Source organism: Mannheimia sp. USDA-ARS-USMARC-1261 (genome assembly GCF_000521605.1).
GTDB classification, from domain to species: Bacteria; Pseudomonadota; Gammaproteobacteria; order Enterobacterales; family Pasteurellaceae; genus Mannheimia; species Mannheimia indoligenes.
Genome location: NZ_CP006942.1, coordinates 909,768 through 934,756 on the forward strand (window position 1 = coordinate 909,768; position 24,989 = coordinate 934,756).

Genomic DNA, 24,989 nt, shown 5'->3' on the forward strand with positions numbered 1-24,989 from the left:
TAAATAAAAACAGTGTATTTAAACATAATATTTTGGGGGAGCTAATGGAAAACACTAGCATTTTGAAAGCACAGAGCCCGGCAGCATTAGCGGAAGAATATATTGTAAAAAGTATTTGGAATAATCATTTTCCTCCGGGATCTGACCTTCCTGCTGAACGTGAATTGGCTGAACGTATTGGGGTAACAAGAACTACACTAAGAGAAGTATTACAACGCTTAGCTCGTGAAGGCTGGTTGAGCATTCAGCACGGCAAACCCACCAGAGTAAATTATATCTGGGAAACCGCAGGTCCGAATATTATTGGCACTATTATTAAGTTAGATAAAAACTATCTGCCTGTCGTGATTTCAAATGTCGTTTCATTACGAACCCGTATGGCAGAAGCCTATATTCCCGAAGCGGTTAAACTTGCGCCCGAAGAAAGTGCAAAACTCTTTGATGGCTTAGATAATTTGGAAAATACTGCGGTAGCTTATGCAGAATTTGATTATAAATTGTTCAGACAGTTTACCTTTTTAGCGAATAAACCTGTTTATGCCTTGATTTTAAACAGTTTCAAATCTATGTATCATCAAGTGGCGAAAATATTTTTTAATGACCCGAACAACCGTCAATTAACCTTAAATTTTTACCGCTCGCTACTGGCAGCCTGTATTGCAAAAGATAGCGAAAAAGCGACCGCTTGTATGGCGAAAAGCCGCCAATCAAGCGGTGAAATTTGGAAGAAATTATCCGCAAATATTCCCGAAAATTTCGGCGAACTGTAACAAAAGGCAACGCTTTGAACGAAATTATTTTTAGTTTAGAACCTCAAGAAAACGCACGTCTGCAATCACTTTGCGGTGCGTTTGACGAGCACTTAGCTCTTATCGAAAAAAGTTTCAACTTAGTTATTTCCCGTCAAGGGTTTAACTTTACCATTCAATCCGCAGACGAAAACCATTACTCTGCCGGTCTTATTCAAAATAGTGTAAAGCTAATCAAGCAGCTCTATAACGAAACTGCACCGATTAAAGGCAAAATCAAAGAGTTGGGTTTAGAAGACGTACATCTAGCCATTCAAGAAAGCCGAATGCTACTGCAAAACCAATGGCAAGCAAGTACGCAAGGCGATATCGCAATCAAAACCAAACGGGGGGTAATTAAGCCTCGAGGAGAGCATCAACAAGCTTACCTTCGCAATATTTTAAGCCACGATATCAGTTTTGGTATTGGACCGGCAGGTACAGGAAAAACCTTTTTAGCGGTAGCAGCTGCGGTGGAATCTTTAGAACGCCAAGAAATCCGCCGTATTTTGCTGACTCGCCCAGCGGTGGAAGCAGGGGAGAAGCTAGGTTTCTTACCCGGTGATTTAGGACAGAAAATTGAACCTTATTTACGCCCATTATATGACGCTCTTTTTGAAATGCTTGGTTTTGAAAAAGCTCAAAAATTGATGGAAAGAGGTGTGATTGAAATTGCTCCGCTTGCTTATATGCGTGGGCGAACGCTAAACGATGCCTTTATCATTTTAGATGAAAGCCAAAACACCACCACCGAACAGATGAAAATGTTCTTAACCCGTATTGGCTTTAATTCTAAAGCAGTAATTACGGGTGATGTTACCCAAGTGGATTTGCCCCGTAGCCAAAAATCAGGCTTAAAGCACGCAATGGAAGTGCTAAAAGATGTACCCGATCTCAGCTTTAACTTTTTTGACAGCAAAGATATTGTCCGCCATCCGGTGGTTGCAAAAATTGTTCAAGCCTATGACGCTTGGGAAGCTATTGATGAAGAAAGACGAGAACAGAAAAAATTGGAAAAACTAGCTCTAGAGCAAGAAAAAATTCTGGCACAAGCGGAATTATTATAATGAAAGCGGTCAAATTTGTGATATTTTTTGCAAATTTGACCGCTTGTATTTTGTGCTATTCCTATATCGGAACTGAAGTGGAATTACCAGCTCCCACCGGCACCACCACCGCCTGATGAGCCACCACCGAAGCTATCACCACTGCCGAAACTACCGCCAAAGCCGCCGGAGTCTCTGCCAAATCCACCACCTAGACCGCCGCCGAAGCCACCACCAAATCCACCTGAGTGTCTGCCGAAACCGCCACTTCTGCGTTGGCTTTCCCTTAGCACTTTCCCTAATTGATCCATTGAGCTTGGGCTAATGTAAGTATTATCGCATGGGCGGAATATGAGGAAGATCACCATTCCTGCAAAGAGAAAAAAGAGTAATCCGTCAATATCATCAAATGCTTCTTGAGCTTCTTCGCCATAACTTGCATAAGGGGCATATTCGCCGTTAATGGCTGCCATAATAGCTGATAATCCACGAGCAATCCCTGCTGCATATTGATCTTGTTTGAAGAATGGGGTGATGTCATTTCGAATGATGCTTGATGCAATGGCATCCGGCAATGCTCCTTCTAACCCTCGCCCAGTTGCAATAAAGAGTTTGCGATCATTTTTGGCGATCAGTAATAAAACCCCGTTGTTTTCGTTGTTTTTGCTACGCCCAATACCCCATTTGTTAAATAGGGTGTGAGCATAGGTAGAAATCGCTTCGCCTTCCGTACTAGGTACAATTACGACGGCAATTTGCGAGCTTGTTTTAGCACGGTTAGCAATTAACGCATCTTCTAAGGTTCGCCATTCTTGCTGGCTTAGCGTGTTTTTAGTGTAGTCCGTGATGTAATAAAACGGCTTTGGCGGCTCGGGATAAGTTACCGCCACTGCATTTACGCTAAATACTGCAAGTAGAACGAATAACAAGCGGTCAAAAAAGTGAGAAATTTTGCAAATAGATTTCATCATTTTATTACCACCTCATTAGACAACTCGTTTTGATCATTTTCTTGATAAGGGAAATAGTGGGCTAATGGCTCTTCCACAATTTTAATGGCATCACAAATTGCTTGAGTATAATTACCGTTTTGGCAATCAATACACATTGTTTGATAGATTTTTTGCCAAAAATCATCGCCTACTTTTTGATGAATACCTTCATCGCCAATTACAGCAACATAGTGAGGTTTAAATGAGAGATAAATCAACACGCCGTTACGTTGTGCGGTTTCTCGCATTTTGAGTTCATCAAATAGTTGATTTGCACGCACCATAGCCGCATTTTGCATTTCCTCGATCTTAGCTTTTCGCTCTACTACCACACGCAATTCCGCAGAAGTATGCTGCTCTAAATGATAGATTGCTTGTTCGATAAGTTTAGTATCAATAGGTAATTGATTAGAAAGAAAAGAAAATAATCCCATTTGATCCCCTTAAAAATAAAGCAATAAGCACCGAATTTGAAAGAGCTTATTGCTTTAAAATATAGATAATTTAATACAACTTAGTTAAAGTTTACTTGTGGTGCTTTATCCGAGCCTGCTTCAGATTTGAACTGTGGTTTTGCTTTAAAGCCCATAATCATTGCTGCTAATTTAGTTGGGAATTCACGCACTTGCTTGTTGTATTCTTTCACTTTTTCGTTGAAGTTATTGCGTTCAACGTTAATACGGTTTTCTGTACCTTCTAACTGTGCTTGTAAGTTTAAAAACGCATCGTGTGCTTTTAACTCAGGGTATTTCTCAACTGAAACCAATAAGCGTGAAAGGGCAGAGTTTACACCTTGTTGGGCTTCTTGGAATTTCGCCATTTGCTCTTCGGTTGCATTGCTTGGGTCAATGGTTACCGCAGTTGCTTTCGCACGGGCTTCAATCACAGAGGTTAAGGTTTCTTTCTCAAAGTTAGCTTGACCTTTTACGGTGTTTACTAGGTTTGGAATTAAATCCGCACGGCGTTGATACGCAGATTCTACATTACCCCACACGGAATTGATGTCTTCTTCCGCACGCATTAAATCGTTATATTTTGTTAATGAATAACCGCCAACAGCAAGAACAGCGATCAATAAAATCCAAAAAATCTTTTTCATTATTAGGTCCTATAAATAAAAGAGAGTGAAAAATTATGTTCATTGTATAGGTAAAATGCCGATATAGCTAGATTACTTACAAATTTTTGCATACCATATTAAAAGACAGAGAATTATTTACAAATTTTAATGGTAAAGCCAAATGCTTAAAGGAATTTTAGCCTCACTTTCGGCAAATTTATTGTTTGGAATCGTTTATTATTTTGCGGTTTTACTTCGCCCGTTAGATGGCGAGGCGATGTTTGGCTTTCGGATAGTTGTTGTTATTCCATTTATCCTTTTTGCCATTATATTGTTTAAGCAACATAAGCATTTTTATGGGCTTTTGCAAAAAATTCGTGAAAATCCACCGCTTGTAGCGATTATTTTACTGCTTGCGTTTAATACAGGTGTACAACTTTGGTTATTTTTATGGGCTCCTAATCACGGGCAGGCGTTGCAAGTTTCGATTGGTTATCTTTTGTTACCGATTGTGGCAGTCGCACTCGGTAAAATTGTGTTTAAGGAGCAGTTCACTCCGTTAAAATGGTTTTCGCTGGGTTTTGCAATGATTGGCGTTGGTAGCAGTTTGATTGCTTCAGGCTCAATTTCTTGGGCAACTTGGGTAGCTGGGTTGGGCTATCCGCTTTATATTACCCTTCGCCGCTATTTTCAAATTAATAACTTAGCCACATTTTTTGTGGAATTATTGCTGGTGCTTCCTTTCGCTTTGTATTATCTCAGTCAAGTAGAAATGAGCCAAGTTGTTGTTGAAAACCCAAATATCTATTTCTACCTCGCATTACTCGGTTTAGTGAGCGGTAGTGCTTTTATTCTTTACATTGCCTCCAGTAATTTACTGCCAATTAATGTATTGGGATTACTAGGCTATGTTGAACCGCTGGTAATGTTACTGATTTCATTTGCTATCGGCGAAACGCTGGATTCCAGCTCCTATATTTTAATGGTCTGCTTGCTGGTTTCGATTGGGTTATTGAGTTGGGATAGTTTTCGTGAAAGAAAGTGAATTTCTATTACATAAAAATAAAAACGGAGCATTAGCTCCGTTTTTTGTTCGTAAATTATTCCGCTTTTTGTTTGATTGTAGCGTAAACCACACCTGTTACTACTGAACCGATTGCGATTGCAGCTAAATACATTAATGGTCGTGATACAAATGGAATGACGAATAAACCACCGTGAGGGGCTTGTAAGGTAATGCCTAAAGCCATTGAAATTGCACCTGCGGTTGCACCACCTAAGATTGAGCTTAGGATTACACGAATAGGATCTGCTGCCACGAAAGGTAATGCTCCTTCTGAAATAAAGCATAAACCTAGCACAAATGAGGCTTTACCCGCATCACGTTGGTTGGTGTTGAACTTGTTGCGAGCAATTAAGGTAGCAATAGCCATACCAATTGGTGGCACCATACCTGCTGCCATTACCGCTGCCATTGGCATATATTGTTGTGAAGCAATTAAGCCCACGCCGAAGGTATAAGCCGCTTTATTCACCGGACCACCCATATCGGTACACATCATAGTGCCTAGTACAATACCTAAAATGATTGCATTGGTTTGCCCCATTGTGTTTAACCATTCTACTAATGCGTCCATTAAGGCTTTCACCGGTGGATTAATGAAGTAAATCATTAATAATCCAACAATGGCTGAACCTAATAGCGGTAAAATTAAAATTGGTTTAAGTGAAGTTAAACTTGGTGGAAGTTGGATTGCACTGTTTAAGAATTTCACTGTATAACCGGCAAGGAAACCTGCTACGATACCGCCTAAAATCCCAGCTCCGGCTGTGGTTGCCAGCATACCGCCAATTAAACCTACCGCTAAACCCGGGCGGTCAGCAATAGAGAAGGCTACATAGCCTGCGAATACGGCAATCATTAAGTGGAATGCTGCACCGCCACCGATGTCCATTAATGCTTTCGGTAATCCGCCTGCGATGGTTTCATCTTTAAATGCTTCAATACCAAACATAAATGAGATAGCAATTAACAAACCACCTGCAACAACAAGCGGTAACATATGCGAAACGCCTGTCATTAAGTGTTTGTACAAGCCTTTTTTCTCGCCTGTTGTAGCTTCTGCATTATCGGCTTTTGTTACACCACCTTCGTAAACTTTAGCTTGTGCAAAGGCTTTTTCAAACTCTTGGGCGGTTTTCTTTAAAGCTAAACCTGTTGATGTGCGATACATCGGTTTGCCTTTGAATTTCTCTAAATCCACATCAATATCAGCGGCAACGAAAACCAAGTCAGCAGCGGCAATTTCTTCAGCAGAAATCGGGTTGCCTGCACCCACTTGTCCACGAGTTTCAACTTTCACATTCCAGCCTTGAGCTTTCGCATAGTTTTCAATCGCTTCGGCAGACATAAAGGTATGAGCCACACCTGTTGGGCAAGCAGTAACGGCAACGATGTTCTTCACGCCTGAAGTAGAAATTGTCGGTGTAGCAGTGGCATTTGCAAAAATTTGTGCATTTTCGACCGCTTGTTTAATACTAGCTTCAGGTTGAGTAAAGGCTTGTTCTAAATCTAAAATTGCCCCTTTCTTACCGGCAGCTTCTGCGGTGATATTGTTATCAAATAACACGACAAAATCAGCTTGGTTGGCAGGTACAACATTGTAGCCTTGCTGTTTAGCGGCTGTGCTTAATACTTCATTCACTAAGAAACGGCGAGCGTTACCAAGTGTTTGAGGGAAGACAAAAGAAATATTCATTTGGAGTTCCTATGTGTAAATAAAATTCATTGTAGGACACACGCAGTGTATCTCTACATTTTATAATTCAGTAATTTTTACCTGTTCTGCAAGTTCATCAATCATTTTGCGATCTTCTACTCCCACATTGCTTTGAGCAACTGCATTTGCAGAAGTTGCTGAAGCAAATTTGAGGATTTGGTTTTTATTCCAATCTTGAGAAAAACCGTAAATCAAACCAGCTACCATTGAATCGCCTGCACCTACGGTACTCACCACATTTTCACAACGAGGAGGTTGAGCTTGTAACACGCCTTCATTATTGAGCCAGAGCGAACCTTTTTCACCCATTGAAATAATGACATTTTCAATACCTTGACTGCGTAACTGTTGGGCTGCTTCAATAATCTCTTCGGTTGAATTTAATGAGCGACCCACTAATACTTCAAGCTCTCGGCGGTTTGGTTTGATTAGCCAAGGGTGAGCGGTTAAACCAGAGGTTAGAGCCGCATTACTTGTATCTAACACCACTTTTAACCCTTGCTGATGTAAAGATTCCAACCACTCGGCAAATTGCTCTGGGCTTACTCCACGAGGGAGAGAGCCACAAACTGCGATTAAGTCAAATTTATCTTTCCATTGGGAAGATTGTGCGACAAAGTTTTCCCAGTGTTGAGCTGAAATTTCAAAGCCTAAGAAGTTAAGATCGGTTACATCCGCTTCGGTTTCAGTAATTTTTACGTTGATGCGGGTTTTACCCTGAATACGATAAAATTCGTCATTTAAACCATTCTGTTTAAACGCATTAACGAAATCGCCTTGATTTTCTTCGCCTAAAAAACCTGTTACAGCAAGGTTTGTGCCTAAATCCGCAAGCACTTTTGCCACATTAATGCCTTTACCAGCAGGGTATAAGCCTAAAGTTTCAACGGTATTTACTTCGCCAATTTCAATGCGTTTTAGTCGTCCGACTAAGTCAAAGGCAGGGTTTAGAGTTACAGTTGCAATACGCATAATTTTTCCTTATTCGCCTAAACCTGCTTCAATTGCTGCACCGATGGCAGTAAGAGCTGCTTCAGCATCATCGCCTGTTGCCACAAAACGCAGCGTTGTGCCTTTGGTTACACCTAAGGCAACAATTTTCATTAGGCTTTTGGCACTAACAAGCGGTGAATTTTTATCAACATTTTGCACTTCAATTTTTGCATTGAATTTTTTCACTTCGTTTACTAATACGGCACTTGGACGAGCGTGTAAGCCGTGTTCGTTTTTAATCACGAATGTCGCTTCTTTTTGGTTTTCTACAGGGTCAGCTACAGTAGCTACTTCAGCTTGAACCGGTGTAGAAACAGAAGCACTTTCAATCGTATCTTCAATTTCAGGCACAAAGGAAACACTTTCGCCTAAACCTTCGGTAATTGCTTTTTGTAATGCTTCAATCGCTTGTTGTGCATCATCACCTTCAGCTACAAAACGTAAACGGTGTCCTTTACTTGCTCCTAAAGCAACCACTTTCATCGCACTTTTTGCACTTGCTGGCGGTGTGCTACGGTCTAAGTTTTCAACCGTGATTTTTGATGTGAATGGTTTAACCGTTTGCACTAGAAGTGCTGCCGGGCGAGCGTGTAAGCCGTTGTCGTTACGAATAGTAAATGTACCAATAACTTGGTTACTTGCAGAAGCTTGAACTGCTGGTGCGTTCAATTCTACTGTTTCGCCTTTTAATAAAGCGATAATTTGAGCGGCATTCGCATTAGCAAATTGAGTACGAACGTCTGCTTTTAATAATTGAGCTAATAGAGATTGTAAGCTGCTATCTGTTTGAGCAACGGTAACTAGCGTTTGACCTTGTGTATTACGAGCAATGGCTAAACCATTGGCTTGGTTGCCTTTGGCTGAATCTGTAATAAATAGATTGTTGCCTAAATTTAAAGCATTGTTTGAAATCACATCACTCATAAATGCTTGGGAAACATAGCCTTTTTCTTGTAGTTTTGCTGCGTTAATTGCAGAAAGAGTAATGAGGCTTGAAGATTCAACGTTTAAGGAGACAAGCTCTTCACAAAGAGTAGGGAGATTTTTCTTACCGCTTAAAACCGCAATAAATTCATCAAGATTTTGTGTTTTTGCAAGTTGGTTTGCGGCGTCTTCATCACTTAAAACGGTAGTAAGTTGGCGAAGTAAGGTTAGATGCTCATCTGATTTTGCTGCAATACCGATAACGACATAAGCCTTATTGCCTTCCCCCCATTCAACACCTTCTGGTAATTGGATAATTTGCACGCCTGTTTCTTTTACTAAATCACGGGTATCTAATGTACCGTGTGGAATGGCAATGCCATTACCTAAAAAAGTTGAGGTTTGGGTTTCACGGGCAAGCATTCCGCTTTCATAGCCTTCAGCGACATTGCCATTTGCGACTAATTCAGCTGCAACAAGGCGGATAACCTCTTCTTTGCTATTTGCCGAGCCATTTAAACGGATGTTTTTTGCCGATAAATTAAGCATTTTAACTCCTTATTTTAAGGTTGATTTTTAAACTATAAATTTGTGCGTTAGTTTACTCTATTTTTGCTAAACCGTTATAGCTAAATAAAATTAAAATTTATGAAAATGTGATCTAGCTCACAAATTTGGTGGTTAATTCTTTATTCACGAACTAAATCGATTTAGTCATAAAAATTATTTTGTGATTTGCATCAAAAAACAGAATAAATCTACTTCTTTTATTTTTATTTAGTGGTAGAGTAGAACTACTAAAATATGAGTATTAAACGTTTAAGCAAGGAGTGCCTATGCAAGATTATACTTACTCCGACAGAGATTTAACATTTATCGATCAACTATCTCTCGGTTATTGTAAAGATCCTTTTTCCTATTTAGGCATTCATTCTATTGATAACGGTATTGTCATCAGAGCTTTCCTCCCTTCCGCTACTTCTTGTCGAGTTATTGATTTAAAAGGAAAACCTGTATCGTCAATGTTAAAAATTGATGATAGAGGTTTTTTTATTGCCGAAATCATTGGTAAAAAAATTGATTTTTCTTATCGCTTGTTAGTGGAATATGAGGGAGAAACTTTAGATATTGAAGATCCTTACCGTTTCAAAACTCACATTCAAGAGCTGGATAATTGGTTATTTGCCGAAGGTAAACAGCTTCGTCCTTATGAAAAATTAGGGGCTCATTTAGTTACTCAAAATGAAGTTGGTGGCGTGCATTTTAGTGTTTGGGCACCTAATGCTTTGCGTGTTTCGGTAGTGGGCGATTTTAATCATTGGAATGGACTAGTCCATTCAATGCGTTTTCACCCGGATTCAGGAATATGGGATATTTTTTTGCCGAACGTTAAAAAGGGAGCGTGCTATAAATTTGAAGTGTTGGATAGCAACGGCGTGTTACGTTTAAAATCTGACCCTTACGCTTTTGCCTCTCAGTTCCGTCCGGATACGGCATCAATTGTGTCGGGGTTACCAAGCACCGTGCCGTTAGAGAAAACGTGCCGTGCGGCGAATGCTGAAAACAAACCGATTTCTATTTATGAAGTGCATTTAGGTTCTTGGCGACGAAATGTGGAAAATAACTATTGGCTAAGCTACGAAGAGTTAGCCGATGAACTTATTCCTTATGTTAAAGATATGGGCTTTACACATATTGAACTCCTTCCGATTTCCGAATTCCCATTTGATGGCTCTTGGGGTTATCAAACTACCGGTATTTATTCCCCAACCAGCCGTTTTGGCACGCCCGAAGGCTTGCGTTATTTTATCCAAAAAGCACACGATAAAGGCATTGGCGTGATTTTAGACTGGGTCGTGGGGCATTTCCCTGTTGATGAACACGGTTTGGTCTATTTTGATGGCACACATCTTTATGAACACGCTGATCCGAAAGAGGGCTACCACAAAGATTGGAATACTTTAATTTTTAATTACGGCAGAAATGAAGTGAATAATTATCTGTCGGGTAATGCGTTGTATTGGATCGAACGTTTCGGCATTGATGCGTTGCGGGTGGATGCCGTAGCTTCAATGATTTACCGTGATTATTCCCGCTCAGACGGCGAGTGGATTCCAAACAAATATGGCGGACGTGAAAATTTAGAGGCGATCGATTTCTTACGCCACACCAACAATATTTTACGCGATGAAAGTCAAGGTGGTGCGGCGATTGCCGAAGAATCAACCTCATTTGCAGGGGTTTCGCATTCGACTGATAATGGTGGCTTAGGCTTTAACTACAAATGGAATATGGGTTGGATGAACGACACTTTACGCTATATGCAAAAAGATCCAATTTATCGCCGTTATCATCACAATTTAATGACTTTCGGAATGACTTACCAATATAGCGAGAAGTTTGTGTTGCCGCTTTCTCACGATGAAGTGGTGCACGGCAAAGGCTCATTACTGAACAAAATGCCGGGAGATTGCTGGCAAAAATTTGCGAATTTGCGGGCTTATTACGGCTATATGTGGGGCTATCCGGGCAAGAAATTACTCTTTATGGGAAATGAATTTGCACAAGGTAAAGAGTGGAATTTTGAAGAGAGTTTGGATTGGTATCTGCTCGGCGAAGAAGGCGGTGAATGGCATAAAGGCGTGTTAGGTTGGGTGAAAGCCTTGAACCGTTTATACACCGAAACGCCAGCACTTTTTGAGCAAGATTACGATCCGGCAGGCTTTGAATGGCTTGTGGTGGACGATCACGATAATTCTGTATTTGCCTTTGAGCGTAAAGCAAAAAATGGTGAGAGCGTGATTGTGGTAAGTAATTTCACTCCTGTAGTGCGTAAAGATTACCGCATCGGTGTGAACGAAGCCGGCGAATATCAAGAAATATTAAACTCTGATTTAGCTTGCTATTGTGGAAGTAATGTAAGTAATGAGGATAAATTTGCGACTGAAGAAGTGGAATCACACGGCAGAAGTCATTCTATTAATATTACATTACCACCGTTATCAACTATTTTTATTACAAAAACGAAAAAGCAAAAAGCTGTGCAGAAAAAAGTAACTAAAAAAGCAAAGTAGTAAATATAAATGAAGTATTTTAGAGGTAAACCATTCCCTCTTGGCAGTTCGCTCTGCATACAAGCGGGCAAATTTGGTACAAATTTTGCAATTTTTTCACAAAATGCGACCGCTATTGAATTGTGCCTTTTTGATGAAAGTAATCAAGAAACCTGCATTCCAATGAGTGTAAGTGAACAGACTTGGTATATTTTTGTTGAAAGTGTGGGGACTGGCACGAAATATGGCTATCGAGTTAAAGGAGAACAAAACGAGCAAGCAAGCTTGCTGTTTAATGCAAATAAGTTGTTGATCGACCCTTATGCCAAAGCCATTGAGGGAATGCCTGATCTGAGTAGTGAAGAGGCTGTAAAGTGGTATGCTTGGAATGATGAGCGAGATAATGGACAGATTGCCCCAAAATCGGTGGTGGTTGATGAAACATTTGATTGGGAAAATGATACGCCACTTTTCCATACCTGGGCAGAAACCATTATTTATGAAGTGCACGTTAAAGGGTTCAGTCAGTTAAATCCTGCTATACCACAAGAAATTAGAGGAACTTTTGCAGGATTAGCTCATAAAAATTCCATTGAGTATTTGAAAAAACTGGGTATCACAGCGGTAGAATTATTACCAATTACTTACCATATTGATGAACCTCATTTACAAAAGCAAGGCTTAGTAAATTATTGGGGATACAATGTTTTAGGTAATTTTGCGGTTGATCCGAAATTGGCTTCAGATAATAAAAATCCGCTTAAAGAGTTTAAGCAATTAGTGAAAACACTACACAAAGCCAACATTGAAGTGATTATGGACGTAGTATTTAACCACACTGCTGAAGGTGGTAAAGACGGTGCAATGCTCAGTTTTAGAGGGCTTGATAACCACGCATATTGGCTAAACGAGCAAGGCGAATATGAAAATTGGACAGGTTGTGGCAATACACTTAATTTAACCAATCTTAATATTCTCCGTTGGGCAATCGATTGCTTATGTTATTGGGTGGACGAGTGCCACGTGGACGGATTCCGTTTTGACTTAGCATCGGTGTTAGGCAGAACCCCAAGTTTTTCCGAAAAAGCGGACTTTTTTAAGGCAATCCAAAGTTGCTCGAAACTCGCTCATATCAAATTAATTGCCGAGCCTTGGGATATTGGTGGTGAGGGCTATCAACTTGGTAAATTCCCCGAGCCGTTTTACCAATGGAATGATCGTTATCGTGATGATATGCGTTCTTTCTGGCTACATAATCAGGGCGATCTAGGCTTATTTGCCTGCCGTTTTGCCGGCAGTGATGATATTTTTTCCAAACATTCCGCCTCGAAAAGTATTAATTTTATTACTGCTCATGATGGTTTTAATCTGCAAGATTTAGTCAGCTATAACCAAAAACATAACTTGGCGAATGGCGAACAAAATCGTGATGGGCATAACGAAAACTTCAGCCATAATCACGGTGTGGAAGGTGAAACAGATGATGAATCGGTAAAAAAACAGCGAGAAATGACCGCTTGTGGCTTATTGGCAACCTTACTTCTTTCGGGGGGCGTGCCAATGTTATTTGCCGGCGATGAAATGGGACATACTCAACAAGGCAATAATAATGGCTACTGCCAAGACAATGAAACCACTTGGTTAGATTGGGAAAATGCTAACCAAGCTCGGATAGGTTATGTTGCCGAACTCATTGCATTACGAAAAAAAATCCCACTGCTCTCAGCCCAAAATCAATGGTGGGACAGTCAATCGGTTCGTTGGATCAATGCATTAGCAGAACCGCTGCAAATTGAAGATTGGCATAATAATAGCTTAAAAGAAATAGCAATTTTATTACAGGATAACTGGTTGATTTTGGTCAATGCCAAACGCCAGAAACAGCAATTTTTATTGCCTAAAGGCTGCTGGAAAGTGGTTATCGGGCAAAAAAACGGTACTTTGATGACAGAAACGCAATCAGTTACGCTCAATAATATGGGAGTATGCGTACTTCAAAAAAGTGATGGAATTCACACAAAAATATTGGAGACACAACATGCTTAACCAAGAATCAACCGCTCTTGTTGCAAGACAAGATTTGACGAATGAAACGTTGGTTTTAATTTTAGCCGGTGGACGAGGTTCTCGTCTTTATGAATTAACAGATAAACGTGCAAAACCTGCTGTTTATTTTGGGGGAAGCCGCCGTATTATTGACTTTGCGTTATCTAACTGCATTAACTCAAATTTATTAAAAATTGGTGTTATTACGCAATATGCCGCTCACTCACTATTGCGTCATTTACAGCGTGGTTGGTCGTTCTTGCCTTATGAGCGTAACCAATATATTGATATGTTACCTGCTCGTCAGCAATTAGATGAAAACACTTGGTATCGTGGTACAGCTGATGCGGTTTATCAAAATATGGCGATGATGAAATCACACTATCGTCCAAAATATGTCATTATTTTGGCAGGCGACCATATCTATAAAATGGATTACACTCAAATGCTAAAAGATCACGTTGATCAAGGTGCTAAATGTACGGTGGGCTGTATTGAAGTGCCACGTTCTCAAGCCTCAGAATTTGGGGTAATGGCGGTAAATGAAAAACTAAAAGTGAAAGAGTTCGTGGAAAAACCGGCTGATCCACCGTCAATGCCGGGCAAACCTGATTCGTCTTTAGCCTCAATGGGAATTTATGTATTCAATGCAGATTATCTCTATGAAATGCTAGAAAAAGAGGCTTCAACACCGGGAACATCGCACGATTTCGGTAAAGACATTATTCCAAAAGCAGTAGAGCAAGGCGTGTTATACGCTCATCCATTCGAGCGTTCTTGCAAAGGACGTAATGCAAGTGGTGCAATTTACTGGCGTGATGTAGGAACAATTGATAGCTATTGGTCTGCTCATATGGATTTAGTTTCTGAAGATCCTGAATTGGATTTATATGATGAGTCTTGGCCGATTCACGGTCGCCCTCAGCAAACTGCACCGGCACGTTTCTTCTATAATCATACGCGTGCAAGAACCTTAGATAACTCATTAATTGCAGGTGGCTGTGTGATTACCGATGCTGAAATCAGTAACTCGGTGTTATTTAACCGTGTTCACGTTGAATCAGAATCTGTTATTGAGCATACTGTTATTCTTCCACAAGTTACTATCGGCAAAAATTGTGTGATTAAACGAGCGGTGATTGACCGACATTGCGTAATCCCGGACGGTTTGCAAATTGGGGTTAATTCGGAAGAAGATGCTAAAAATTTCCGAGTCAGTAAAAATGGAATTGTATTGGTTACACGTTCAATGCTAGATAAGCTGGCAGGTAAAGAAGTTAATACGGATATTAAATATACAATTTAAATATTGATGCTATAATACTTCGGGTTTAAATACCCGAAGTATTATTTTCAAGCGGTCTAAATTTAATAAAAATTTGCAACACAATTAAATGGTAAAAAATGAAAATTTTACATATATGCTCGGAAATGTATCCGCTGATTAAAACAGGTGGACTGGCTGATGTTATGGGGGCTCTGCCTTTTGCTCAACAACAAGCAGGTAATGATGCCAGAGTATTAATTCCTTATTATCCTAAAGTTGCCCAAACCTTAGGTGAAACCGTAGAAGTGGCAACAATGGGTACTTTTGCCGGTTTAGTTACGGTTCGATTTGCCTATTTCAACGGATTAGGCGTTTATGTAATTGATGCACCACATCTGTTTATGCGTGATGGTAATCCTTATCACGATGCGAATTATCAAGATTATATCGATAACTACAAACGTTTTGCGTTATTAGGCTATATAGGTGCTCAACTTGCTCAAGGCTTGGATCACTGGTGGGGTTCAGCCCAAGTGTTACACGCTCACGACTGGCAGGCAGGTCTTGCTTGTGCTTATCTGAAAAGCTGGGGTAGCAGCGTCAAAACCGTATTTACTATTCATAATATTGCCTATATAGGGCGTTTTAATGCGTTCCATCTGGCTGAGCTTGGTTTACCTTGGGAGTTTTTTCAGGCTGAAGGCTTAGAGTTTTATGGTGAAATTTCTTACCTTAAAGCAGGTTTATATTTTGCTGATCGTATTACGACAGTAAGCCCAACTTACGCACGTGAAATTACTGAAGAGATTGCAGGGGCAGGTTTACACGGCTTACTTGCCACTCGCCAATATCAAGGCAGATTGAGAGGGATTTTAAACGGTGTTGATAATGATGTTTGGAATCCTGAAACCGACACCTATATTGTTGCCAATTACCGTCCTAACTATATGCACGGTAAAGCGAAAAATAAAGCGGAATTGCAACGTATTTTTGGTTTGCCGGAACAAAAAGAAGCCCTATTAATGGTAATGGTTACTCGTTTAACCGAGCAGAAAGGGGCAGATTTCTTATTAGCGAATATTGATACGCTAATGCAGCACAATGTACAGCTTATCGTGCTAGGCAGTGGTTCGCCGGATTTGGAAAATGCATTACGTTATTTCCAACATAAATACCCGAACCAAATCGGTATTAAGATTGGTTATGATGAAGCACTTTCTCATCAAATTATAGCCGGTGGCGATGTGATTCTTGTACCAAGCCGTTTCGAGCCTTGTGGATTAACTCAACTTTACGGCTTGAAATATGGCACATTGCCACTTGTTCGCCGCACAGGCGGATTAGCCGATACGGTATTTGATAGCCACAAAGAGAGTATTGAAAACCGCACCGCAACAGGTTTTGTGTTTGATTATCCTGATGCACCGGCGTTTTTAGAGGCGGCAATAAGAGCGATTAATTTGTGGCAAAAACAGAAGCTTTGGTCAAGTGTTCGCCAAAATGCGCTGGCTCAAGATTTTGGTTGGGCGAAAGTGGCTGAACAATATCAAAATTTATATCACGAAATTATTTAATATATTCAAAATATTATTACAAGCGGTTAAATTTGCAAAAAAATTTGTAAATTCAACCGCTTGTAATATCCATAAAAATTAGGAGATTTTACTCAATGAGCAGGCAGTCGTTAAGCCCCGAAATGATTAAAAGCGTAAAAGACGCAATTTTACATAAAATGGTATTTGCATTAGGTGTTGAGCCTCGAGATGCGAGTAAGCGTAACTGGTTAAATGCTGCACTTCGTGTAGTGCGTGATTTATCTACCGAAGAGTGGCTACAAACTCGTCGCAGCCAAGTTGCAAATGGAAGCCGCCGTGTTTATTACCTATCAATGGAATTTTTGATGGGACGTACTTTCAGTAATGCGATGATCTCGGAAGGCGTTTATGAGCTTATTGGTGCTGCGTTAAAAGAGTTAGGGAAAGATCTTGAAGATATCATTAATGAAGAAGGCGATCCGGGCTTAGGTAACGGTGGTTTAGGTCGATTAGCTGCTTGCTATTTAGATAGCCTTGCGACAATGAAAATCCCTGCTATCGGTTACGGCATTCAATATGAATATGGTATGTTCCGCCAAGAAATCCGTAATGGTGAGCAAGTAGAGCAGCCTGATGAATGGTTGGAAAACGAATTTGTATGGCCATATCTACGTTCAAGTAAACGTTTCCCTGTCCGTTTTGGTGGAAAAACCTGGCGTGAAGGTAAAAAAGTAGTGTGGCAGCCGGAAGAAGAGATCACCGCTCAAGCACACGATCAGCTGATCCCAGGCTTTGAAACTACCTCAACCAACAGCTTACGTTTATGGTCTGCTCACGCTTCAGGTAAAGGCTTTGCGTTATCAGAGTTTAATCGTGGTGATTATTTTGCTGCAATGGTTAAACAGAATAGCTCAGAAAACGTTTCTCGTGTGCTTTATCCGGACGATTCTACTTATAACGGTCGAGAGTTACGTTTACGTCAAGAATATTTCCTCTGTTCGGCATCTGTGCAAGATATTATCCGCCGCCACGAAGCAGAATTTGGTTCTTGTGTAAACTTAGCAGATAAAGTGGCAATTCACTTAAATGATACCCACCCAACCCTTGCTGTACCTGAGTTAATGCGTATTTTAATTGACGAAAAAGGTTATTCTTGGGAACAAGCGTGGGCAACTACCAGCAAAACATTCTTCTATACTAACCATACCTTAATGAGTGAAGCGTTAGAAACCTGGCCAGTAGAAATGTTAGCCCGAGTGTTACCACGTCATTTAGAAATTATTTTTGATATTAATGAACATTTCTTAGAAGAAGTGCGTAGTCAATTCCCGAACGATAACGAACTGATTTCTCGAGTTTCATTAATTGATGAGCAAGGTGATCGCCGTGTGCGTATGGCGTGGCTTGCAGTTGTCGCTTCTACAAAAGTAAATGGTGTGGCGAAAATTCACTCTGACTTAATGGTAGAATCCATTTTTGCGGACTTTGCTCGTATTTACCCGAACCGCTTTACTAACGTAACAAATGGGGTAACGCCTCGCCGTTGGATCAAAATTGCCAACCCGGGGCTTGCGAATATTTTAGATAAATATATTGGCGATAACTGGCTAACTGATTTAAGCGAATTAGAAAAATTCAATGAGTTTGCGGATAACGCGGATGTACAGGCTCAAGTGGCTGCGGTGAAATTTGAAAATAAACGCCGTTTAGCAAACTATATTAAGGAAACGCAAGGTATTGCACTTAATCCGGAAGCGATTTTTGACGTACAAATCAAACGTATCCACAAATACAAACGTCAGCAAATGAATGTACTTCACATCATTACGCTTTATAACCGTATTTTGAAAAATCCAACTGCGGATTGGATGCCTCGTGTGTTCATCTTTGCAGGTAAAGCGGCAAGTGCTTATTATGCGGCGAAAAAAGTTATTCGTTTAATTAATGATGTGGCAAGTGTGGTGAATAACGACCCTCGCATTAATGATTTAATCAAAGTGGTGTTTATTCCGAACTACAGCGTGTCGTTAGCTCAAATGATCATTCCAGCGGCAGACGTTTCAGAGCAAATTTCATTAGCAGGTACAGAGGCCTCTGGTACATCGAATATGAAATTTGCCCTTAATGGTGCTTTAACCATTGGTACGCTAGATGGTGCGAACGTGGAAATTTTAGACCGTGTAGGTAAAGAGAATATCTTTATTTTCGGTAATGAAGTAGAACAAGTGGAAGAACTTCGCCGCAATGGTTATTCTCCGTATCACTACTACGAAAAAGATAGTGAGCTGAATGAAGCGATTTCACAAATTCTAAATGGCAAATTCTCGCCAGAAGATCCATATCGCTACCAAGATTTGATCTTAAACTCAGGCGACTACTACCAAGCCTGTGCGGATTACCGCAGCTATGTGGAAGCCCAAGAAAAAGTAGCTCAAGCCTACCGTAATAAGAAAGCGTGGATTCGTTCGGCAATCATCAATATTGCCAATATGGGCTACTTCTCATCAGACCGCTCGGTAATGGATTATGCGCAAAATATCTGGAATATTGAGCCGATGAGCGAAGAGCAACTAAAAGGCGATGCAACCTTTGACAGCATTATTGAAAGTTCAAATAAGTTATTGAATTTAAAATAATCGTGTAGATAAAAACGGCAAGAGAAATCTTGCCGTTTTTATCAGCCCTGCTCTCCGACAGTGCCCGTTTTTGGCGAGTACTGGAATATTAAAAAGATACTTTAGGGTAACACTAGCATACACAGGTGCTTTAGTGACGTTACTGCAAGCGGTCGATTTTTCTCAAACTTTTGCAAGTTTTAGAAGTAAATTAACCACTTGTTTTGGCAGGAGTGAGACATTCGCACTATTGGGGTTAAAATTTACTCTTTTTGTTTAATTCCTTGAATAATTTTGCATTGTGTAACCATGTTGTTTTTACAATCAGCAAACTGCTCTAAAAATAATTTAACCTCTTGTAGTTGCATAATTTTTTCATCAAGTTGAACTAAATGTTTATTGGCTAACTTATTCGCTATATCACAAGTACTATTGGGAGTATTTTGTAATTCTAATAATACCTTAATGTCTTTTAATGAAAATCCAATATTGCGACAATTTTTAATAAAACGTAGTTTCTGTAATTGGCTGTCATCAAACAAGCGATAACCATTTTGTTTTTGGATTATAGGCTGAATTAATCCTTGCTTTTCATAATAGCGAATCGTTTCTAAATTTATCCCACTTTCTTGGCTTGCTTGTTTTATTTTAAAAAGTTTTGACATTCTGGCTTGACCCTGTAGTAACTACTGAATTTAGAGTATAGTAAATTCAGTCAAGTTTAGGAGCACTTTATGGCATGTCAAAATTGTTGTAGTAACCAAGTTAGTCATCATTCCCCAAAATATCGAAAAGCATTATGGATTGTCTTATTTTTAAATTTAGCTATGTTCTTTGTAGAAGTGATTATGGGGATAAAGTCGGGGTCAACTTCATTGTTATCAGATAGTTTAGATTTTCTAGGAGATAGTGCCAATTATATGATTAGTTTAATCGTTTTACCTATGGCATTAAGTTATCGTGCTAAAGCCTCTTTAGTTAAAGGATTAACAATGGCAGGATTCGGTTTATTTATTTTAATTACAACAGCTTATCGTGCTTTTTATGGCGATATTCCTAGTTATAGTGAGATGAGTATAATTGGTATATTAGCACTATTGGTTAATTTATCAGCGTTATTCGTTTTACTTAATTTTCGTGATGGCGATAGTAATATGAGAAGTGTATGGGTGTGTTCTCGTAATGATGCAATTGGGAATATTGCAGTAATTATTGCTGGTCTAGCCGTATATTTTTTACAATCAAAATATCCAGATTTGATAGTGGCGTTTATCTTAGCATTTTTAGCATTACAGGCAGCAATAGAAATTATTTCAAGAGCTATAAATGAGTTAAATAATCCTCTATAGCATTAGACTAAGCTCTTATCTAGCGTTTGTATATGACGAATGCTAAAAATATTGAAAGGTATTTAAAAGGTGCTCGTCAAAGATGAGCACCATAATTAAAAAAAGTAAATATGAAAAGCAAGCGGTTAGTTTTGTTCAATATTTTGCAAATTTTTACCTAAAATAAACCGCTTGTTAGTTTCGTTTTTCCACCGCTGTTAGCATGCCTCTTAGTAAATTCAGTTCATTACTTTCCAATTCCGCCCGTTGATAAAGTCGGCGGAGCTTTAACATTACAGCCTCATTACGAATAAAACCTAACTCTTTATATAATCTCTCGGTATGAGCAAAAAAATATTCCAATGCTTCTGCGGTTGGGTACTCTTTTTCTTCTACAAGCGGTCGTTTTTGGTCGGAATTTTGCAAATACGCCATTCGGATTTCATAACTTGCTAACTGCACCGCCATTGCCAAATTGAGCGAGCCGTAATTGGGATTAGTTGGGAAATTGAGATGATAGTGGCATTTTAGTAGCTCTTCATTGGTTAGCCCAACACGTTCACGACCAAACACAATTGCGACTTTGCCAAGATTTGCACGGTTTATGACTAACTCCCCACAATCTCTGGGTTCAATTAAACTGTTTTGCAAATGGCGAAGTCTGGCACTGGTGCCAATAACCAGTTGGCAATCAGCTATGGCTTCATCAAAAGTAGCGTAAATTTGAGTGTTATCTAGTACATCTTTTGCCCCTGCGGCAAGGGCTTCAGCTTGTTCATCAATCGGTTGTTTAGGAGCTACTAAACGCAAATGGGTTAATCCCATTGTTTTCATTGCCCGTGCGGTTGAGCCGATATTAGCAGGGAGGGAGGTTTCAACCAAAATAATTTGGATTTGATCTAAAATATTCATTGAATTGTTTCTTTTTTGTGAAATTTTTTACGCCAATAGTGTAGCAAATTTTTTGATAGCTTAAAATTTGAAAAAATACGAAATAATCCCGAAAAATAGTCAGATTTTTTTACAAATTTAGTTTATTTAATGGTACATTTAGACAGTTTTTTAACTTGAGTGAGGCTAATTATTTAGCCTTGAATAATAACAACCATACAGGAGTCTTTATGCTTATTGGTGTACCAAGAGAGCTGTTAGACGGTGAAACTCGTGTGGCGGCAACGCCTAAAACCGTTGAGCAGATTAAAAAGCTTGGCTTTGATGTCCTTATTGAAAGTGGGGCAGGTTTTAAAGCCAGTTTTGAAGACAACGCATTTTTAAATGCAGGTGCAAATATTGGCACGCAACAAGAAGTTTGGAATGCAGACATTATTTTTAAAGTGAATGCCCCAACAGAAACTGAAATTGATTTAATCAAAGAAGGTGCGACTTTGGTCAGCTTTATTTGGCCTGCACAAAATCCGGAATTGATGGAAAAATTGCAGTCTAAAAAAATTAATGTGTTGGCAATGGATGCCGTTCCTCGTATTTCCCGTGCTCAAGCCTTAGATGCATTAAGCTCAATGGCGAATATTTCGGGCTACCGTGCTGTAATCGAAGCGGCTAATTCATTCGGCAGTTTCTTTACCGGTCAAATTACCGCAGCAGGTAAAGTCCCACCGGCGAAAGTGTTAGTGATTGGTGCAGGTGTTGCAGGCTTGGCAGCAATCGGTGCAGCAAACAGTCTTGGTGCAATCGTGCGTGCATTTGACTCTCGTCCTGAAGTAAAAGAGCAAGTTAAATCAATGGGTGCAGACTTCTTAGAAATTGATTTTGAAGAAGAAGGCGGCTCAGGTGACGGCTATGCGAAAGTGATGTCAGAGGAGTTTAATCGCCGAGCGATGGAGCTTTACGCTGCTCAAGCTAAAGAAGTGGATATCATCATTACGACAGCTGCAATTCCGGGCAAACCGGCTCCTCGCTTAATCACTAAAGAGATGGTCAATTCAATGAAACCGGGTTCGGTGATTGTCGATTTAGCAGCAGCGACCGGTGGTAACTGTGAATACACCAAAGCAGGCGAAGTGTTTGTAACCGACAACCAAGTGAAAGTGATTGGCTATACCGACTTCCCGGCACGTTTACCAACGCAATCTTCTCAACTTTACGGTACAAACTTAGTAAATTTATTAAAACTGTTAGCACCGAATAAAGATGGTCAAATCGACATTAATTTTGAAGATGTTGTGTTACGTGGTGTAACTGTCGTACGTGATGGTGAATTAACTTGGCCGGCTCCGCCAATTCAGGTTTCAGCTCAACCACAAAAACAAGCGGCTGCGCCGCAAGCGGTCAAAAAAGAAGAAAAACCTGCAAATCCAAAAGTGAAGTATGGCGTAATGGCTGGTGTAGGGGCATTATTCTTATGGATTGCTTCAGTTGCTCCGGCAGCATTTTTATCGCACTTTACCGTGTTCGTGCTGGCTTGTGTGGTTGGTTACTATGTGGTTTGGAATGTCAGCCACGCATTACACACCCCGTTAATGGCGGTAACTAATGCGATTTCAGGTATTATCATCGTAGGAGCAGTACTGCAAATTGCACAACCTGTTGGTAATTTCTTTATTGATATTTTAGCCTTTATTGCGATTTTAGTTGCCAGCATTAATATTTTTGGTGGCTTTAAAGTAACGCAACGAATGCTGGCAATGTTTAGAAAAGGTTAAGGAGAACGAAGATGTCTTTTGGATTTGTTACCGCTGCCTATATTATTGCAGCACTTCTCTTCATTATGAGCTTAGCTGGTCTTTCTAAACACGAAACCGCAAAAGCCGGTTGTTGGTATGGTATTGTGGGTATGGGAATTGCCTTAGTCGCAACCATTTTTGGTCCACAATCTCACGGCACGATTTGGATTTTAATTGCTATGGCAATCGGTGGATTTATCGGCGTTAAAAAAGCGATTAAAGTTGAAATGACAGAAATGCCGGAACTTGTGGCAATTCTACATAGTTTTGTAGGTTTAGCAGCGGTATTAGTTGGTTTTAATAGCTATGGTTTACATATTGAAGCTCCAATGCCGGCTTATTTAGTTAGTGAAGCGGAAAAAGCGGCATTCTTAGCAGAACAAGCAACACTTGCTAACATTCACAATGTTGAAGTGTTCTTAGGGATCTTCATCGGGGCAGTTACTTTCTCTGGCTCATTAGTCGCATTCGGGAAATTAAGTGGCAAATTATTTGGTCGTAAAGTCTCTTCTGCGGCATTAAATATTCCTCACAAACACAAATGGAATTTGGCAGCGATTGTTGTCTCAATCTTCCTAATGACTGTTTTCTTAAATCATCCGGAAAATATTTTCCCTGTGTTGATTATGACTGCAATCGCTTTAGTGTTCGGTTGGCACTTAGTTGCCTCTATCGGTGGTGCAGATATGCCGGTGGTAGTATCAATGCTTAACTCTTATTCAGGTTGGGCAGCGGCAGCGGCAGGCTTTATGCTAAGCAACGATTTATTAATCGTAACCGGTGCGTTGGTAGGGTCTTCAGGTGCAATCCTTTCATACATTATGTGTAAAGCGATGAACCGCTCATTTATCAGCGTAATTGCAGGCGGCTTTGGTAACGAAGTGCAGTCTAGCAAAGGCGATGAAGAATATGGCGAACACCGTGAAACTAATGCAGAAGAAGTGGCAGAAATGTTGAAAAATGCAAGCTCTGTTATCATCACTCCGGGCTACGGTATGGCGGTAGCACAAGCTCAATATCCGGTAGCGGAAATCACGGCTAAATTACGCGAAAAAGGCGTAAATGTGCGTTTTGGTATCCACCCTGTGGCTGGTCGTTTACCGGGTCATATGAACGTATTATTAGCTGAAGCCAAAGTACCTTACGATGTGGTATTAGAGATGGATGAAATCAACGATGATTTTGAAGAAACTGATGTGGTGCTGGTTATTGGTGCAAACGACACCGTAAACCCAGCCGCATTAGATGACCCATCAAGCCCAATTGCAGGTATGCCTGTGCTTGAGGTATGGAAAGCACAAAATGTGATCGTATTCAAACGTTCAATGGCAGTAGGCTACGCAGGTGTTCAAAATCCACTTTTCTTTAAAGAAAATACCCAAATGTTATTTGGTGATGCGAAAGAAAGGGTAGATGATATTCTAAGAGCATTGAATGCCTAAATAGTTATAAGCGATCTAAATGCTCAAAAAGTTAGACTAATTTAATTTAAGGACTGAGTGCTGTATTTCACAGTGCTTAGTCCTTTTAACTTCATTTGAATACTCTAATATATATAAAATCCCTCACTATAAAATAATACTGTTCTTAATATACTTTGTACTATTCTGTCTATTTCAGAATAGTTTGATAATACCAGCAACCTTAGTCGAATATAAAATCAACACCTTAATCGATTGGCTGTTTAGCCTAATTTTGTGGATAGAGTAATATTTGCTTTTTGCTATTTAATATTAATTCTTAATTACTTCTATTTTATATATTGTAAAGAGATAGTAGTTATTATTGTAATATTTTGTAAATTCAGTAGAATTAGACGCTAACCTATTGTTTTTAGACTATTAGGCTCTAACATTAATGCGAATTTTATTTATTATTTAA

General features: G+C 39.8%; 19 protein-coding genes. 11 read left to right on the forward strand and 8 right to left on the reverse strand.

The features are described from left to right. The first annotated feature begins 44 nt into the window (after window positions 1-44). Window positions 45-770: a fatty acid metabolism transcriptional regulator FadR gene (gene fadR, locus X781_RS04410; protein WP_025235754.1), complete on the forward strand. Its 726-nt coding sequence runs from the start codon at window positions 45-47 to the stop codon at window positions 768-770. 14 nt (window positions 771-784) lie between these two features. Continuing rightward, window positions 785-1,855, forward strand: coding sequence for a PhoH family protein (locus tag X781_RS04415; protein WP_025235755.1), 1,071 nt, complete (start codon window positions 785-787; stop codon window positions 1,853-1,855). An 83-nt stretch (window positions 1,856-1,938) separates the two neighbouring features. Here the strand turns inward: X781_RS04415 and X781_RS04420 are convergent, their stop codons facing one another. The 3 genes from X781_RS04420 to X781_RS04430 all read right to left on the reverse strand — a co-directional run bounded on the left by X781_RS04420 (window position 1,939) and on the right by X781_RS04430 (window position 3,925). Then, window positions 1,939-2,805, reverse strand: coding sequence for a TPM domain-containing protein (locus X781_RS04420; protein WP_038643918.1), 867 nt, complete (start codon window positions 2,803-2,805; stop codon window positions 1,939-1,941). Continuing rightward, window positions 2,802-3,260, reverse strand: a complete 459-nt coding sequence (locus tag X781_RS04425) for a TPM domain-containing protein (RefSeq protein ID WP_025235757.1) — start codon at window positions 3,258-3,260, stop codon at window positions 2,802-2,804. Before X781_RS04425 ends, X781_RS04420 begins: the two co-directional genes overlap by 4 nt. 80 nt (window positions 3,261-3,340) lie before the next feature. After that, a complete protein-coding gene (locus tag X781_RS04430; RefSeq protein ID WP_025217026.1) occupies window positions 3,341-3,925 on the reverse strand; it encodes a LemA family protein in 585 nt (194 codons plus the stop codon). Between the two features lie 142 nt (window positions 3,926-4,067). Here X781_RS04430 and rarD point away from each other — a divergent pair, with 142 nt between their 5' ends. Continuing rightward, a complete protein-coding gene (gene rarD, locus X781_RS04435; protein ID WP_025235758.1) occupies window positions 4,068-4,931 on the forward strand; it encodes an EamA family transporter RarD in 864 nt (287 codons plus the stop codon). 55 nt (window positions 4,932-4,986) lie between these two features. Here rarD and X781_RS04440 read toward each other — a convergent pair whose 3' ends face one another. From X781_RS04440 to fruB, 3 genes are read right to left on the reverse strand one after another with little or no spacing between them, the layout of a single operon-like run. Beyond that, entirely contained in the window at window positions 4,987-6,645 is a 1,659-nt protein-coding gene (locus X781_RS04440) for a fructose-specific PTS transporter subunit EIIC (RefSeq protein ID WP_025235759.1), read from the reverse strand. 60 nt (window positions 6,646-6,705) lie between these two features. Beyond that, window positions 6,706-7,638 carry a 1-phosphofructokinase gene (gene fruK / locus X781_RS04445; protein WP_025235760.1) on the reverse strand — a complete coding sequence of 311 codons (933 nt, stop codon included), beginning with the start codon at window positions 7,636-7,638 and terminating at the stop codon, window positions 6,706-6,708. A gap of 9 nt (window positions 7,639-7,647) precedes the next feature. Further along, the gene (gene fruB / locus X781_RS04450) at window positions 7,648-9,132 is read right to left on the reverse strand and encodes a fused PTS fructose transporter subunit IIA/HPr protein (RefSeq protein WP_025235761.1); all 1,485 of its coding nucleotides are present in this window, start codon (window positions 9,130-9,132) and stop codon (window positions 7,648-7,650) included. Window positions 9,133-9,419: 287 nt separating this feature from the next. Here fruB and glgB point away from each other — a divergent pair, with 287 nt between their 5' ends. The 5 genes from glgB to X781_RS04475 all read left to right on the forward strand — a co-directional run bounded on the left by glgB (window position 9,420) and on the right by X781_RS04475 (window position 19,120). Beyond that, complete coding sequence (glgB, locus tag X781_RS04455) at window positions 9,420-11,657, forward strand: 1,4-alpha-glucan branching protein GlgB (protein WP_025235762.1); 2,238 nt, start codon at window positions 9,420-9,422, stop codon at window positions 11,655-11,657. A gap of 9 nt (window positions 11,658-11,666) precedes the next feature. Further along, entirely contained in the window at window positions 11,667-13,682 is a 2,016-nt protein-coding gene (gene glgX / locus X781_RS04460) for a glycogen debranching protein GlgX (RefSeq protein ID WP_025235763.1), read from the forward strand. Further along, the gene (glgC, locus tag X781_RS04465) at window positions 13,675-14,988 is read left to right on the forward strand and encodes a glucose-1-phosphate adenylyltransferase (protein WP_025235764.1); all 1,314 of its coding nucleotides are present in this window, start codon (window positions 13,675-13,677) and stop codon (window positions 14,986-14,988) included. Before glgX ends, glgC begins: the two co-directional genes overlap by 8 nt. 98 nt (window positions 14,989-15,086) lie before the next feature. Continuing rightward, the gene (gene glgA / locus X781_RS04470) at window positions 15,087-16,523 is read left to right on the forward strand and encodes a glycogen synthase GlgA (protein ID WP_025235765.1); all 1,437 of its coding nucleotides are present in this window, start codon (window positions 15,087-15,089) and stop codon (window positions 16,521-16,523) included. Window positions 16,524-16,618: 95 nt separating this feature from the next. Then, window positions 16,619-19,120, forward strand: a complete 2,502-nt coding sequence (locus X781_RS04475) for a glycogen/starch/alpha-glucan phosphorylase (RefSeq protein ID WP_025235766.1) — start codon at window positions 16,619-16,621, stop codon at window positions 19,118-19,120. A 242-nt stretch (window positions 19,121-19,362) separates the two neighbouring features. Here the strand turns inward: X781_RS04475 and X781_RS04480 are convergent, their stop codons facing one another. Continuing rightward, complete coding sequence (locus X781_RS04480) at window positions 19,363-19,764, reverse strand: MerR family transcriptional regulator (protein ID WP_025235767.1); 402 nt, start codon at window positions 19,762-19,764, stop codon at window positions 19,363-19,365. Between the two features lie 69 nt (window positions 19,765-19,833). Between X781_RS04480 and X781_RS04485 the strand changes: the two genes are divergently transcribed. Next, a complete protein-coding gene (locus X781_RS04485; RefSeq protein ID WP_025235768.1) occupies window positions 19,834-20,448 on the forward strand; it encodes a cation transporter in 615 nt (204 codons plus the stop codon). A gap of 174 nt (window positions 20,449-20,622) precedes the next feature. On the opposite strand, the gene trmJ is transcribed toward X781_RS04485, so the two are convergent. Then, complete coding sequence (gene trmJ / locus X781_RS04490) at window positions 20,623-21,339, reverse strand: tRNA (cytosine(32)/uridine(32)-2'-O)-methyltransferase TrmJ (protein ID WP_025235769.1); 717 nt, start codon at window positions 21,337-21,339, stop codon at window positions 20,623-20,625. Between the two features lie 209 nt (window positions 21,340-21,548). Between trmJ and pntA the strand changes: the two genes are divergently transcribed. Next, window positions 21,549-23,087: a Re/Si-specific NAD(P)(+) transhydrogenase subunit alpha gene (gene pntA / locus X781_RS04495; protein WP_025235770.1), complete on the forward strand. Its 1,539-nt coding sequence runs from the start codon at window positions 21,549-21,551 to the stop codon at window positions 23,085-23,087. Between the two features lie 11 nt (window positions 23,088-23,098). Then, window positions 23,099-24,550, forward strand: a complete 1,452-nt coding sequence (gene pntB / locus X781_RS04500) for a Re/Si-specific NAD(P)(+) transhydrogenase subunit beta (RefSeq protein ID WP_025235771.1) — start codon at window positions 23,099-23,101, stop codon at window positions 24,548-24,550. Window positions 24,551-24,989: the final 439 nt, after the last annotated feature.